Origin of the sequence: Pseudomonas sp. CCI4.2 (assembly GCF_034350045.1) — a bacterium.
In the GTDB taxonomy this organism is placed as follows: Bacteria; Pseudomonadota; Gammaproteobacteria; order Pseudomonadales; family Pseudomonadaceae; genus Aquipseudomonas.
The window spans coordinates 565,001-578,727 of record NZ_CP133781.1; the positions used below are offsets into that span (position 1 = coordinate 565,001).

The following is a 13,727-nucleotide window of genomic DNA, read 5'->3' on the forward strand; positions in this document are numbered from 1 at the left end:
TCCGATTAACGCTTGCACCCTCTGTATTACCGCGGCTGCTGGCACAGAGTTAGCCGGTGCTTATTCTGTCGGTAACGTCAAGACAATCACGTATTAAGTAACTGCCCTTCCTCCCAACTTAAAGTGCTTTACAATCCGAAGACCTTCTTCACACACGCGGCATGGCTGGATCAGGCTTTCGCCCATTGTCCAATATTCCCCACTGCTGCCTCCCGTAGGAGTCTGGACCGTGTCTCAGTTCCAGTGTGACTGATCATCCTCTCAGACCAGTTACGGATCGTCGCCTTGGTGAGCCATTACCTCACCAACTAGCTAATCCGACCTAGGCTCATCTGATAGCGCAAGGCCCGAAGGTCCCCTGCTTTCTCCCGTAGGACGTATGCGGTATTAGCGTCCGTTTCCGAACGTTATCCCCCACTACCAGGCAGATTCCTAGGTATTACTCACCCGTCCGCCGCTCGCCACCAGGTACAAGTACCCGTGCTGCCGCTCGACTTGCATGTGTTAGGCCTGCCGCCAGCGTTCAATCTGAGCCATGATCAAACTCTTCAGTTCAAACATCTTTGGGTTTTTAAAAAACCCTAAATTTAGCTCAGCAATCGTTGGTTATTCTTTGATTTCTCGCGGAGTAACTGGTGACTGCTGATAATCAGTTGACTTCAGTCTTACGGCACAAGCACCCACACGAATTGCTTGATTCAATTGTTAAAGAGCGGTGGGTTGATTCTTTCGTCTCAACCGAGGCGCGCATTCTACAGCAGCGCCCGTTACTGTCAAGCGGTTATTTCAAACACGTTTCAAAGTTTCCTTTGCAACTTCAACCACTTGCGCTTCGATCAACTTCGCGTCTCTCGTCAGCGGGAGGCGAATTCTACAGCGTTTCAACTCGCTGTCAACTGCCTTTTTTCACCGCTTCCGATCACCGCGACCGAAGCCTCTTCCTCGCTGACAAATCTAGCTAACTCATTGATTACCAAGGAGTTTCCGTTTCATCTGCTCCGGAAGAGGTGCGAATTATAGGCCCAGGAAAAGTTACGTCAATAGCTAATTTCAACTATCTGTCACATTGCTAGATTACATCGATATAAAAAGGGGTGGGCCTCTCGGCTCACCCCCTCTTTCAAGCGGCCCTTCTATATAGAAGATCAGTCGATCTGGTTCAGCACCTCGCCCACCGCATCGAACAACCGATCCAGGTCCTCTGGCTTGCTATTAAAGGTAGGCCCAAACTGCAGCGTGTCGCCGCCAAAGCGTACATAGAAGCCAGCCTTCCAGAGTTTTATCCCTGCTTCATATGGACGCACAATTGCATCGCCATCACGCGGGGCGATTTGGATCGCACCGGCCAGGCCGTAGTTGCGGATGTCCACGACGTTTTTCGTACCCTTGATGCCGTGCAACACCTTTTCAAAATGCGGTGCAACCTCGGCGACCTGTTGAACCAGATTCTCCCGATGCAGCAACTCCAGGGAAGCCAGTCCAGCAGCGCACGCAACCGGGTGCGCTGAGTAGGTGTAGCCGTGTGGAAATTCGACCGCATATTCCGGCGTCGGTTGGTTCATGAAGGTTTGATAGATCTCAGTACTGGCGATAACTGCCCCCATGGGGATCGCGCCATTAGTGATTTGCTTGGCAATACACATAAGGTCCGGCGTTACGCCAAAGCTGTCCGCACCAAACATTGAGCCAGTACGGCCAAACCCGGTGATGACTTCATCGAAGATCAGCAAGATGTTGTGCTGATCGCAAATCTCCCGAAGACGTTTCAGATAGCCTTGTGGCGGCACCAACACACCGGCCGAACCGGCCATGGGCTCGACAATCACAGCGGCAATGTTGGACGCGTCGTGCAGCTCAATCAATTTGAGCATTTCATCCGCCAGTGCAATACCACCCAGCTCGGGCATACCCCGCGAAAAAGCGTTGCTGGCCAACAAGGTGTGGGGCAGATGATCGACATCCATGAGCTGGCCAAACATTTTGCGGTTGCCGTTGACGCCGCCCAGGCTAGTGCCCGCGATATTGACACCGTGATAACCGCGGGCCCGGCCGATCATCTTGGTTTTGGTGGCCTGCCCTTTCAACCTCCAATAAGCCCGCACCATCTTGACCGCCGTATCCGCACATTCGGAACCAGAGTTGGTATAGAAGACGTGGTTCAAATTACCTGGAGTTAGCTCGGTGATTTTCTCTGCCAACTGAAACGACAACGGGTGACCATGCTGGAACGCCGGCGAGTAATCGAGCGTCCCCAACTGGCGCGATACAGCCTCTTGAATCTCCTTGCGCGTATGCCCGGCACCACAGGTCCACAACCCAGACAATGAGTCGTAAATCTTGCGGCCTTGATCATCAGTCAGGTAACTGCCATGGGCTGCAACGATGAGCCGAGGGTCTCGCTGAAAACTACGGTTGGCGGTGTACGGCATCCAATGAGCGTCGAGCTTCAATTGGCTGGCCAACGATGTTTCAGCAGTTTCGGGAAGATTCATGGGTGCAACTACCTCGAGGGCGAAGGGGCAGCCGATTGAGCGGCGTTGTTGCAGCTACGTTGCCATGGGCATAAAGTTTGAAAAACCCTACTTTTAAGATCTTCAGTTAGCCGATGACTAAACTATGAGTACTCGTAGGCCCGATCCATTGGCCCAAGTCAGCGACTTCGACGTGCGCTTGCTGCGTATCTTCCGAAGCGTAGTCGAATGCGGCGGCTTCTCGGCCGCCGAAAGTGCGCTGGGTATAGGCCGCTCGGCGATCAGTCAGCAAATGAGCGACCTAGAGCAGCGCTTGGGATTACGCCTGTGCCAGCGGGGGCGGGCGGGGTTTTCTCTGACGGAAGAAGGCCGGGAAGTCTATCAATCAGCTCTGCAACTGTTGGGCGCACTGGAAAGTTTTCGCACTGAGGTCAACGGCCTGCACCTGCATTTACGCGGAGAACTGAACATTGGCTTGACTGACAACCTCGTCACCCTCCCCCATATGCGCATTACCCATGCACTGGCCCAATTGAAGGAGCGTGGGCCGGACGTACATATCAACATCCGAATGATCGCGCCCAACGAAGTTGAACAAGGCGTGCTTGATGGGCGTTTGCACTTGGGCGTCGTCCCTCAGGCCAGTGCTTTGTCCGGACTTGAATATCAACCGTTGTACAGCGAGCGATCACTGCTCTATTGCGCAGTAGGTCATCCGCTCTTCTATATGGACGATGCGGCACTCACCGACGCCCGATTAGATGAACAAGACGCCATCACACCGACCTTCCGATTGCCAGCCGACATTCAAGCGCATTACCAAGCGCTGAACTGCACCGCCAGCGCCTCTGATCGCGAAGGGATGGCCTTCCTTATTCTCACAGGACGCTACATCGGTTACTTGCCGGATCACTACGCCAACTTATGGGTGCAGCAAGGCCGACTTCGCGCCTTAAAACCCTCCACACGCTTTTATGACCTGACACTGGCGTCAGTCACACGCAAAGGCCGACGCCCTCATCTGGTGCTGGAAAGCTTTCTAAACAGTCTTGCCGCAACACGCTGATGCACTGCGTCCTGATTTTCTGTCAAGTCAGGTCATACCAAACCCTCTTAATAAATTATTACTGATTGATTTGTATATATTTATTACGACAACAAACATTATTAGCTGAACACTTGGACAGCTTTTTGCAGAGCCTCAGCCAATCCTTAATTTTCCGCACCGAGAGAGCGCTATGCAGCCTGAAGCTTCATCCCACACAGACCTGATCTTCGGGTTGAATGATCGGCCCAAACCGCTGCCGGCCATGCTCGCAGCTTTGCAACATGTCCTCGCCAGCTTCGTGGGGATTATTACCCCACCGCTGATCATTGCCTCGGCACTGGGATTGACGGCTTACCTGCCCTACCTGATCAGCACGGCCTTGATGGTATCCGGCGTAGGAACCTTCATTCAGGCCCGACGCCCTTTCGGCATTGGCGCAGGCATGATTTGTCTCCAAGGCACCAGCTTTTCCTTTCTGGGCGCAATACTGTCAGCGGGGTTTATGGTCAAACAACGGGGCGGCAGTCCAGAAGACGTCTTGGCGATGATTTTTGGTCTCTGCTTTTTTGGGGCGCTGGTGCAAATCGTCCTCAGCCGATTTATTGGCCAGTTGCGCAAGGTCATCACGCCCTTGGTGACGGGCATCGTCATCACCCTGATTGGCGTAAGCCTGATAAATGTCGGCGTTACCGACTTGGGTGGAGGCTTCAATGCCGCTGACTTCGGTGAGCCGGTGAATGTGGGGCTTGGTGTTTTTGTGCTGCTGGTCATCGTACTGCTCAACCGCTCGAATACCCCTTGGATACGTCTTTGCGCGATCATCCTCGGCTTGGCATTTGGCAGTCTCGCCGCCTGGTTCTGCGGAAAACTCGTGCCTCACGCCATCACTGGCGGCCCGATCATCAATTTGCCGATACCGTTTAAATTTGGCTTTAGCTTTGATTGGACGGCTTTTCTACCCGTGGCGCTGATCTACCTGATCAGCACTATCGAGACCGTGGGTGATTTGACAGCCAACTGCATGTTGTCGCGGCAACCCATTACTGGCCCAACCTATATTGGCCGGCTCAAAGGCGGCGTACTAGGGGACGGGGTAAGCTGCCTTATTGCTGCCACCTTCGGCGCCTTCCCCAACACGACCTTCGCCCAGAACAATGGCGTAATCCAACTGACCGGCGTTGCCAGCCGTTATATCGGCCTGTATATCGGCGTATTGCTGTTCGTGCTGGGGTTGTTCCCGATGATTGGCGCACTGCTTCAGCAAATTCCAAAACCGGTACTCGGCGGCGCAACCCTCGTTATGTTTGGCAGCGTCGCAGCGGCGGGTGTGCGTATTTTGTCCCAAGCACCGCTGGACCGTCGAAGCATGCTCATCATTGCCGTGTCATTCGGGGTAGGCATGGGCATCGCTGCGCAACCGACACTGCTCAGTCATTTGCCAAAAATAATCCAGACACTGTTTGACTCTGCCATCACAAGTGGCGGCATTACCGCCATTGTGATGTGCATACTGTTACCTGAACGTCATATCCCGACTCAAGCGGCCCATCCCGAGCCGGGACCTGATGCGTTGAAGCATTAAATTTGCACTGTAACCACTTGTCGGATCGATGCGGGTGCGTTATCTGTTCACATGATGCAGCCCATACTCCGTTTGGAACCGCCCAATGACCTTTGAAGTCCCAGCGCACAGCACAGACGCCATCGCTAAACCTGCCAGCCGTATTCGTCAGAAAAACGAAGAGACGATCATTAAAGCTGCTGAAGACGAGTTCGCCCGTCACGGCTTCAAAGGCACGAGTATGAATACCGTTGCGCAGAATGCGGGGCTGCCCAAAGCCAACCTGCACTACTACTTCACCAACAAACTCGGGCTGTACATCGCCGTCTTGAGCAACATCCTCGAGTTGTGGGACAGCACCTTTAACTCCCTTAACGGAGATGATGATCCCGCCGAGGCCTTAACCCGTTACATCCGCGCAAAAATGGAGTTTTCTCGTCGTCAGCCACAAGCTTCGCGGATCTTCGCGATGGAAATCATCAGCGGTGGCGAGTGCTTGAACGAATATTTCAGCCAGGACTACCGCGCTTGGTTCCAAAGTCGGGCTGCTGTGTTTCAGAGCTGGATTGACGCTGGAAAAATGGACCCGGTCGACCCCGTGCATTTGATCTTCCTGCTGTGGGGCAGCACCCAACATTACGCGGACTTCGCCACTCAGATTTGTCGCGTAACCGGCCGTACGCGCCTGACCAAGCAGGACATGGAAGACGCCGGTGACAACTTGATTCGGATCATTCTCAAAGGCTGCGGGCTAACGCCTCCAGCTGCCTGAGCGCGCACGCTCTCAGCGGCGTTTTTTGTCTCGTCGATAGTTGGAACCTAGTCATGCCTTTTACCCTCATCGGCGCTTGCGAGTACCGGGAAGAAATTCGCAAAAGCCGCTTCATCACCCTCGCCGCACCCATCCTTAGCGCTGCCGATGCCCAAGCGTTCATCGAGCAACACAGCGACTTGAACGCTACTCACAATTGCTGGGCGTGGAAACTGGCCGATCAGTACCGAAGCAGTGACGACGGCGAGCCCGGCGGCACAGCAGGTCGCCCGATCCTGGCAGCCATTGAAGCGCAAGATTTCGACCAAGTTGTTGTGCTGGTCATTCGCTGGTACGGCGGTATCCAACTGGGCACTGGCGGTTTAGCCCGGGCGTACGGCGGCGGCGCCAACAAATGCCTGCAAAAAGCTGAACGCGTACCTCTCATTCATCGAGTAGGACTCAGCTTTGATTGCGGTTTCAGCGAGCTTGCGATGGCTAAAGTACGCCTGGCCGAACTGAACGGGCTGGTGCTTAACGAAGCATTTACCGCCAACGGGGTGGAACTTAACATCTCGCTCGGCCCTGAACACATTGAAACCCTCCAACGCCAACTGGCTGATCTCAGCCGTGGACGGATTGTCGTCCAACGCGGATCTGACGACGAACACAGCGGACATTAAGTTGCCCACATCTGTTGTGCACCCGGCTGTGGATAACCTGAGTACACCCGCCTGCACCCCCCAGTGCATATGGCTTCGCGCCGATTGATTACTTATTGACCATATTTCTCACTGATGGAGAAAAATCCGATAAAACAGGCAGTTAGCGCGACTTATCGCAACACGATCCAATACGCCAAGCGCTTATTCCGTCAACTTGGGCTTGCACACAATTACTGTGGACCACTCTGTGGATAACCCGTGCAAGAGTGCCGTAAACACAGGCGTTTCATGGCGTGCGCCTTAGTGTTCGATTTTTGCGCAATTCGTACAAAGGCCGAACGGCTTATCTTTTCTGCAACAAGACGTGGACCCGCGTTGTCCACTGACTCCAGACCCTCACGCATCGAAACAAGGAGTTCATCTATGCCCGTTAACAAAACCGCATTAATCATTGGCGCTTCCCGAGGTTTAGGCCTTGGCTTGGTTCAGCGCCTGTCCGAACAAGGTTGGCAGGTGACTGCCACGGTGCGGGATCTGCATAAACCCGGTGGTCCGCAAACCATTCCAGAAGTATCGGTCGAGACGCTGGACATCAATGACCTCCACTCCGTGGACGCCTTTACTGCGAAGCTTAAGGGCCAAGTCTTCGATCTGTTGTTTGTCAATGCAGGCGTCAGCGGGCCTAGACCCCAAAGCGCTGCGCAAGCGACCGCGCAAGAGTTGGGTGATTTGTTCCTGACCAACGCGACAGCGCCCGTCCGGTTGGCTGGACGGATGATTCAACAAATTCGCCCGGACACCGGCGTGTTGGCATTCATGAGCTCGGTGCTTGGCAGCGTTATGTGCCCGCAAGGCAATGACATGGCGCTCTACAAAGCCAGCAAAGCGGCGTTGAACTCAATCACCAACAGTTTCGTTACCGAACTTCCAGAACCACGGCCGACGGTACTCTCCATGCATCCGGGCTGGGTGAAAACCGACATGGGTGGCGAAGGCGCCGACATCGACGTGCACACCAGTACCGAAGGAATAGTGACGCAGATAAATGCGTATGCGGGCAAAGGTGGGCATCACTTCATCAACTACAAGGGAGAACCCATCCCCTGGTAGGCCAAACGCGCTATTGGCGGAAGGCGCCGCAACGGCGCCTCAAACCCCTAGCAGCGACAGCATGATGAAGGTCGCGAACAATACAAAATGGGTCATGCCTTCGATGGCGTTGGTTTCGCCATCGTTCAGGTTGATCGCACTTACCAGCAAGGTGATGAACACCATGACCGTTTGCACCGGCGTCATCGCCATCTGGAACGGCTGACCGCTATAAAGCGCCATCGCCTCCATGACCGGGACGGTCAGGATCACCGTCGACAACGACGCGCCCAACGCAATATTGACCACCGATTGCATGCGGTTAGCCAAGGCTGCGCGTAACGCGGTCAGTATTTCCGGCGCGGCAGAAATCGCTGCTACCAAAATGGCCGTCATCACCGGAGGTGCGCCCGTCCCTTCCAAACCGAGGTCTACCGTTTTCGACATCACTTCCGCCAGCGCACCAATCACCACAACGCCGAACACCAAGGTGCCGACAGAGCGGCTCAAGTTGATCGGCGGTTCGTCTTCAGTGGGTTGGTTTCTACGTTTCTTCTGGGGATAGCTGTAGCTGAAAAAGTAACTGTGCGGTCCCACCTGCATCCGCAAAAACAGCGCGTACAACACCACCATCGCGCCAATGGTAAACGCCGAATAAATTTTCCAGTCACCTTCTGGAATAAATTCTGGCACCACCATGGAGACGCCCATCGCGGTGAGAATCATCACGCTGTAGGTGCGCGCCGAATCGTCGTTATACGACTGCTCGCCGTGCTTGAGCCCCCCCATCAAGGCGGCTAGGCCGAGAATGCCGTTGATATCGAGCATCACCGCGGAATAAATCGTGTCACGAACCAGCGTCGGCGACGGCTCGTTGCTCATCATGATCGCTAGGATCACCACTTCAACTAACACCGCCGCCAACGTCAAAATCATCGTGCCGTAGGGATCACCCACTTTATGGGCCAGTAACTCAGCATGATGGGCCACACGCATAGAGGCGCAGACGATTGCGACAATTAACGCGATCCCGCCGGCCAGCGCTATGCCCTGACCATGACTCAGCAACCAATGCTCAAAGGGGAATGCAACAAAAGCAGCAAGAATTGCCAACAGCAGAAACTTCTCGTCTTTCAAATAGGTCAGCATTGGTGCCCTTGGCGTGAAAGTGTCGAGCAAGAGGAAGGTGAAGTGCAGCGCAGTGCAGTGCAGTGCACTGCAGACTGCTGGCAGTCACTCAATGTTTCTTTGCTAACGGTAGCAGTAATGATCGGAGGCTGAACATTTTAACCGGCTGGTCAGGTTTTGCTCCCCAATGGAGCATCCGCTGTAGAATGCCACCATCTGCTCTTGATGAGAAAACGCACATGTACGATTGGCTGAACGCGCTGCCCAAGGCAGAACTGCACTTACACCTTGAAGGCTCATTGGAGCCCGAGCTGCTCTTCGCCTTGGCTGATCGCAATAAAATAGCCTTGCCATGGGCGGATGTCGAAACCCTACGCAAGGCGTATGCCTTCAACAACTTGCAGGAATTTCTCGATCTGTATTATCGCGGGGCCGACGTACTGCGCACCGAGCAGGATTTCTACGACCTGACTTGGGCCTATCTGCAACGGTGTAAAGCGCAAAATGTCATTCATACCGAACCTTTTTTTGATCCCCAGACCCACACCGACCGAGGCGTGGCGTTCGAGGTAGTGGTCAATGGCATCGCCAGTGCGTTAAAGGACGGCCAGGAAAAGCTCGGCATCAGCAGTGGTTTGATTCTTAGCTTCCTGCGCCACTTGAGCGAAGAAGAGGCCGAAAAAACCTTGGATCAAGCGCTGCCATTTCGCGATGCCTTCGTCGCCGTTGGGCTCGACAGCTCCGAGATGGGCCATCCGCCGAGCAAGTTCCAGCGAGTATTCGATCGCGCGCGCGGCGAAGGCTTTTTAACGGTTGCTCATGCAGGCGAAGAAGGGCCACCTGAATACATCTGGCAAGCGCTGGACCTGTTGAAAATCGAACGCATTGACCACGGCGTACGCGCTATCGAAGACGAGCGGCTGATGCAACGGATCATCGATGAACAGATTCCACTAACGGTATGCCCGCTGTCCAACACCAAACTCTGCGTGTTTGACGACATGGCTAAGCACAACATTCTCGACATGCTAGAGCGTGGCGTAAAAGTCACCGTCAACTCGGATGACCCAGCCTACTTCGGGGGTTATGTGACGGAAAATTTCCATGCGCTGTACACCCACCTCGGCATGACGCAGGACCAAGCCAAGCGCTTGGCGCAAAACAGCCTGGATGCTCGATTGGTCAAACCGTGATAGGCCGTTGATGTGTTCCCGTGGAAAAGGGAACACATCAACGAGGCAGCATCAGGCAGCGGACGCTATTTTGCTGATTTCACGTTGCCCGCTGGACGAGACCTGCAAGGCGGTGGATTCGTCCGTGGTGCGTAGCCAACCTAACTGAATAAACAATTGCAGCAAGCCCGCACCCAAGGCGCCGCCTAAGTGCGGCGTACGTTCGCTCCAATCCGGACATGCGCACACGGTCTGTCGCTTCCTGTGCGCCAGGGCGGGGACATAAATCCCGCGCTCGGCAAACTGCGCAACCCCCTTACTGGTGACTTCGATACGTTGTTCCTGCTGCTCGATCCACCCGGCCCCCAAGAGGCGTTGATAAAGCTCAGCGGCTAACTCGCCACCTAAATGATCGGCACAGATCCGGGCGCGACGCAGCGGCAAAGGCGTGGACAGGACAGGTTGCGAGACACTTTTGCTCACGCGATCAATGCTGACCAATGAAGCGCTGGCCAATGCCTCGACCGCAGCACCGATCTCGGGTCCAGCCAGCCTGAAGAATCGCTTTCGGCCTCGGGCCTCCTGCTTCAATAAACCACCGGTAGCCAAGCGTGCCAAATGGGCGCCGGCCGAGGACGTGGATAGACCCGCCAGCAGGGCCAGTTCATCCGCCGCACGGGCGGTCCCATCCATCAACGCCCAAATCATTGCACTGCGTTTTGGGTCAGCCAACAACGTGGCAATCTGGCTAATGCAAGGTGCATATTCCATGTATTCACTCCCTGTTGAAACATTCATCTATCGCACTGACATAGTGAACAGCAAATTGGATCCAGCCAAGACGCTAAGCAGCCAAAATGAGGGCTGTATTACACCGAAGTCGCGAAAACGTCATGTGTAAATCTATATGACGCAACATTGAGCCTCTGGCGCCGCCTACCTCCACATCAATCTAGCCTGCCGTAATCTGTCCTACAGGTACGTCCTGCTTGATAGCAGACGGACTCGGCCGAGCGCGTCAAGTATAAGCCCAGCGCTCTTTTACGAAATGGTGATTAAACTCGCGATCCGCTCGACGCTGACACCCTATAGCCAAAGTCGGTCATTATCACGTCCAAAAAAAACATCTTACGAACAGACCATCTGCCTTGAAAGCGCTGCTGGCCGGACACTTAAGGGCTGCACGACAAAACTTACTCGATTGCCCTAAGGGAATTGCCTACAAAAGAAACACACAAAACACGCAAGAAAATACGACGACTTAACGGAACCTTTTGCACTTGCCCCTATGATCTATGGTTTTTAGTAATTCAATACTTTGCATATGACGTCAGACCTTTCCTTACAGTAAGTAGGACTTCGAAACTTATGCGTGATGTTATTGGATAGTGGGACATAGCGGCGCTAATGCCGAGCAGCGTAATTTGAGCATTTCGCGCAGAAGATTGACCGGCTTACTCAATTGCAAACGATGGGCGCACAACAAGTTGAGTGGTGCTAATTCGCCTTGCAGCTCTGGCATTAACACTTTCAAGCGCCCGGCATGAACGTCAGCGGCGACATCCAGCCAGGATTTATACGCGACGCCGGCGCCCGCCACCGCCCACAACCGAACAACGTCGGCATCATCACTGAAACGATCCCCGTGCACCGTCAGGCTCATTTCCCGCTTGCCATCATGGAAGCGCCAATGGTCATGCACCCGATTGCCCAGCATAAACAGCAAGCAATTATGCTGCGCCAGCTGTTCCACGTGCTGCGGATGCCCCTGACGCGCCAGATAAGACGGGGCCGCACACAACACGCGGCGATTGTCAGGCGCTATGGGCAAAGCGACGAGGCTGGAGTCTTCCGGCTCGCCGTAACGCAAGGCGATGTCTACCGGCTGACGAAACAGATCGGCGATCCGGTCGCCCAATAGCAAGCGCAAGGTTAGCCGAGGATGTTCACGCTGAAATTCATCGAGCCAAGGTAGTAGAACGTTACGACCAAAATCAGAAGGTGCGGACAACTGCAAAACCCCACTCACCTGATCCTGGCTGCTGGCCAACAAGCGACGCCCTTCTTCCAAACTACTCAACGCCGCCCGCGCGTACTCCAGAAACCCTTCACCTTCGGCAGTGAGACGAAGGCTACGGGTCGAACGCGCCATTAACCGCGCGCCCAGTTGCTGCTCAATACGTTTAAGCGCCGCGCTGGCGACGGCTGCCGACATATCCATCACCCGCGCAGCCCCGGACAAACTGCCCAGATCAGCGGCACGTACAAACAATTGCAAATCATCAAAACGCAGCATAAGGCCCGAATTATCAATAAATTATTGAAAGAGACTGCCGTTTTAGCGGGTTTTATCTTTCGAGGAAATAGCCAATCATTTGCCCCATCACTTTCTTCAGCGGCCCAGCGCCCTTTTTAGGAATTCATCATGTCCCAACCGTTAACCGTCATCGCCACCCTCATCGCCAAAGCGGGTCATGAAGCAGACCTGGAAAAATGCCTGCGCGGGATCCTCGAACCGACTCGCGCCGAAGCAGGTTGCCTGGGCTACGACTTGCACCAGGACTTGGAACACAGCGCGTCTTTTTACATGATCGAGCGCTGGAACGACGATGCGGCCCTCCAAACCCACTCCGCCAGTGCGCATATCCAGGCTTTCAGGGCAGAAGTCGGCGAGCACCTCGAACACTTCATTCTCAAGCGTGTTCAGCATCTGGCCTGATGATTAGTTCTTTAGCATCCGCTCACTTTCCATTTTTCTGGAGCCCCCATGAAAGCCATCGCTTATTACCATTGCCTGCCCATAACCGACCCCGCGTCACTGCAGGACATCGAGTTGCAAGCCCCCGTTGCCGGGCCACGAGAGCTGCTTGTTGAAGTCAAAGCCATCTCGGTCAACCCAGTCGATACCAAAGTTCGTCAAAATGCGTCGCCGGAAAACGGCGCGGCTAAAGTCTTGGGGTGGGACGTTGCGGGCATCGTCAAAGCGGTGGGCACGGAGGTCACACTGTTTCAACCGGGTGATAACGTGTTCTACGCCGGTTCGATTGCTCGCGCCGGAGCCAACAGTGAACTGCACGTGGTCGATGAGCGCATTGTCGGGCACATGCCAAAATCCCTGAGCTTCGCCCACGCGGCCGCCCTGCCACTGACCGCCATCACCGCGTGGGAACTCCTTTTCGAGCGCCTGCAAATAGCCGAAGGCCAGGCAGACAAGGGGCAAAGCCTGATGATTGTCGGCGCTGCGGGGGGGGTCGGTTCGATACTCACTCAACTGGCCCGCCAATTGACTGGCCTGAATGTCATCGGCACCGCTTCTCGTCCTGAGACCCACGCGTGGGTCCGGGAGCTGGGTGCCCACCATGTGCTTGATCACAGCAAGCCTCTGAACGAAGAGTTGACCCGCGCCGGGCTGCCTCAGGTGACTCATGTTGCCAGCCTGACCCACACCGATAAGCACTTGGGTCAACTGGTCGACGCCTTGGCGCCGCAGGGTCGTCTGGCGTTGATCGACGACCCCAAGTCCCTCGACGTTGGCCTGCTCAAACGCAAGAGCATCTCCCTGCACTGGGAGTTCATGTACACGCGATCATTGTTCGAAACTGCCGACATGATCGAGCAACACAAACTGCTCAATCGCGTTGCAGAATTGGTCGACGCCGGTATCCTGAAAACCACGTTCGGTGAGCACTTCGGTACTATCAATGCGGCGAATTTACGTCGTGCTCATGCGCTGCTGGAAAGCGGCAAAGCCAAAGGCAAGATCGTGCTTGAAGGCTTCTGACCCTTCGTGACGGCGTACTGTTTATACGAACAGCGCCGTCAGTCCGACGCTTGATCGGGAT

At 54.7% G+C, this 13,727-nt stretch carries 12 protein-coding genes and 1 rRNA gene (1 of these 13 cut by a window edge); 8 read left to right on the forward strand and 5 right to left on the reverse strand.

Annotated elements, in window-relative coordinates; translation table 11 throughout:
- Positions 1 to 555 (reverse strand): 16S ribosomal RNA (locus tag RHM65_RS02520) (it extends 984 nt beyond the left edge of the window).
- A gap of 590 nt (positions 556 to 1,145) precedes the next feature.
- Positions 1,146 to 2,492 (reverse strand): aspartate aminotransferase family protein, encoded by a 1,347-nt coding sequence (locus tag RHM65_RS02525; protein WP_322167535.1) that lies wholly within the window; start codon positions 2,490 to 2,492, stop codon positions 1,146 to 1,148.
- 124 nt (positions 2,493 to 2,616) lie between these two features.
- Here RHM65_RS02525 and RHM65_RS02530 point away from each other — a divergent pair, with 124 nt between their 5' ends.
- The 5 genes from RHM65_RS02530 to RHM65_RS02550 all read left to right on the forward strand — a co-directional run bounded on the left by RHM65_RS02530 (position 2,617) and on the right by RHM65_RS02550 (position 7,606).
- Positions 2,617 to 3,537, forward strand: a complete 921-nt coding sequence (locus RHM65_RS02530) for a LysR family transcriptional regulator (RefSeq protein WP_322167534.1) — start codon at positions 2,617 to 2,619, stop codon at positions 3,535 to 3,537.
- A gap of 172 nt (positions 3,538 to 3,709) precedes the next feature.
- Positions 3,710 to 5,101 (forward strand): nucleobase:cation symporter-2 family protein, encoded by a 1,392-nt coding sequence (locus RHM65_RS02535; protein ID WP_322167533.1) that lies wholly within the window; start codon positions 3,710 to 3,712, stop codon positions 5,099 to 5,101.
- An 85-nt stretch (positions 5,102 to 5,186) separates the two neighbouring features.
- A complete protein-coding gene (locus RHM65_RS02540) occupies positions 5,187 to 5,852 on the forward strand; it encodes a TetR/AcrR family transcriptional regulator (RefSeq protein WP_322167532.1) in 666 nt (221 codons plus the stop codon).
- A 53-nt stretch (positions 5,853 to 5,905) separates the two neighbouring features.
- On the forward strand, positions 5,906 to 6,514 hold the full coding sequence (locus RHM65_RS02545; RefSeq protein WP_322167531.1) for a YigZ family protein: 609 nt from the start codon (positions 5,906 to 5,908) through the stop codon (positions 6,512 to 6,514).
- A 405-nt stretch (positions 6,515 to 6,919) separates the two neighbouring features.
- Complete coding sequence (locus tag RHM65_RS02550) at positions 6,920 to 7,606, forward strand: SDR family oxidoreductase (RefSeq protein ID WP_322167530.1); 687 nt, start codon at positions 6,920 to 6,922, stop codon at positions 7,604 to 7,606.
- A 39-nt stretch (positions 7,607 to 7,645) separates the two neighbouring features.
- On the opposite strand, the gene RHM65_RS02555 is transcribed toward RHM65_RS02550, so the two are convergent.
- Positions 7,646 to 8,734: a calcium:proton antiporter gene (locus RHM65_RS02555; RefSeq protein WP_322167529.1), complete on the reverse strand. Its 1,089-nt coding sequence runs from the start codon at positions 8,732 to 8,734 to the stop codon at positions 7,646 to 7,648.
- Between the two features lie 218 nt (positions 8,735 to 8,952).
- On the opposite strand from RHM65_RS02555, the gene RHM65_RS02560 reads away from it, so the two are divergent.
- Positions 8,953 to 9,906 carry an adenosine deaminase gene (locus RHM65_RS02560; protein ID WP_322167528.1) on the forward strand — a complete coding sequence of 318 codons (954 nt, stop codon included), beginning with the start codon at positions 8,953 to 8,955 and terminating at the stop codon, positions 9,904 to 9,906.
- 51 nt (positions 9,907 to 9,957) lie between these two features.
- Here RHM65_RS02560 and RHM65_RS02565 read toward each other — a convergent pair whose 3' ends face one another.
- Together RHM65_RS02565 and RHM65_RS02570 are read right to left on the reverse strand one after the other, a co-directional pair.
- Entirely contained in the window at positions 9,958 to 10,656 is a 699-nt protein-coding gene (locus tag RHM65_RS02565) for a helix-turn-helix transcriptional regulator (protein WP_322167527.1), read from the reverse strand.
- Positions 10,657 to 11,263: 607 nt separating this feature from the next.
- A complete protein-coding gene (locus RHM65_RS02570) occupies positions 11,264 to 12,181 on the reverse strand; it encodes a LysR family transcriptional regulator (protein WP_322167526.1) in 918 nt (305 codons plus the stop codon).
- A gap of 129 nt (positions 12,182 to 12,310) precedes the next feature.
- On the opposite strand from RHM65_RS02570, the gene RHM65_RS02575 reads away from it, so the two are divergent.
- Positions 12,311 to 12,604 carry a putative quinol monooxygenase gene (locus tag RHM65_RS02575; protein ID WP_322167525.1) on the forward strand — a complete coding sequence of 98 codons (294 nt, stop codon included), beginning with the start codon at positions 12,311 to 12,313 and terminating at the stop codon, positions 12,602 to 12,604.
- A gap of 48 nt (positions 12,605 to 12,652) precedes the next feature.
- Positions 12,653 to 13,666: a zinc-binding alcohol dehydrogenase family protein gene (locus tag RHM65_RS02580; protein WP_322167524.1), complete on the forward strand. Its 1,014-nt coding sequence runs from the start codon at positions 12,653 to 12,655 to the stop codon at positions 13,664 to 13,666.
- The last annotated feature ends 61 nt before the right edge of the window (positions 13,667 to 13,727 follow it).

Excerpts from the sequence above, each read along its gene's own strand:
- RHM65_RS02525 (WP_322167535.1), bottom strand. The coding sequence starts at position 2,492 with ATGAATCTTCCCGAAACTGCTGAAACATCGTTGGCCAGCCAATTGAAG.
- RHM65_RS02530 (WP_322167534.1), top strand. The coding sequence starts at position 2,617 with ATGAGTACTCGTAGGCCCGATCCATTGGCCCAAGTCAGCGACTTCGAC.
- RHM65_RS02535 (WP_322167533.1), top strand. The coding sequence starts at position 3,710 with ATGCAGCCTGAAGCTTCATCCCACACAGACCTGATCTTCGGGTTGAAT.
- RHM65_RS02540 (WP_322167532.1), top strand. The coding sequence starts at position 5,187 with ATGACCTTTGAAGTCCCAGCGCACAGCACAGACGCCATCGCTAAACCT.
- RHM65_RS02545 (WP_322167531.1), top strand. The coding sequence starts at position 5,906 with ATGCCTTTTACCCTCATCGGCGCTTGCGAGTACCGGGAAGAAATTCGC.
- RHM65_RS02550 (WP_322167530.1), top strand. The coding sequence starts at position 6,920 with ATGCCCGTTAACAAAACCGCATTAATCATTGGCGCTTCCCGAGGTTTA.
- RHM65_RS02555 (WP_322167529.1), bottom strand. The coding sequence starts at position 8,734 with ATGCTGACCTATTTGAAAGACGAGAAGTTTCTGCTGTTGGCAATTCTT.
- RHM65_RS02560 (WP_322167528.1), top strand. The coding sequence starts at position 8,953 with ATGTACGATTGGCTGAACGCGCTGCCCAAGGCAGAACTGCACTTACAC.
- RHM65_RS02565 (WP_322167527.1), bottom strand. The coding sequence starts at position 10,656 with ATGGAATATGCACCTTGCATTAGCCAGATTGCCACGTTGTTGGCTGAC.
- RHM65_RS02570 (WP_322167526.1), bottom strand. The coding sequence starts at position 12,181 with ATGCTGCGTTTTGATGATTTGCAATTGTTTGTACGTGCCGCTGATCTG.
- RHM65_RS02575 (WP_322167525.1), top strand. The coding sequence starts at position 12,311 with ATGTCCCAACCGTTAACCGTCATCGCCACCCTCATCGCCAAAGCGGGT.
- RHM65_RS02580 (WP_322167524.1), top strand. The coding sequence starts at position 12,653 with ATGAAAGCCATCGCTTATTACCATTGCCTGCCCATAACCGACCCCGCG.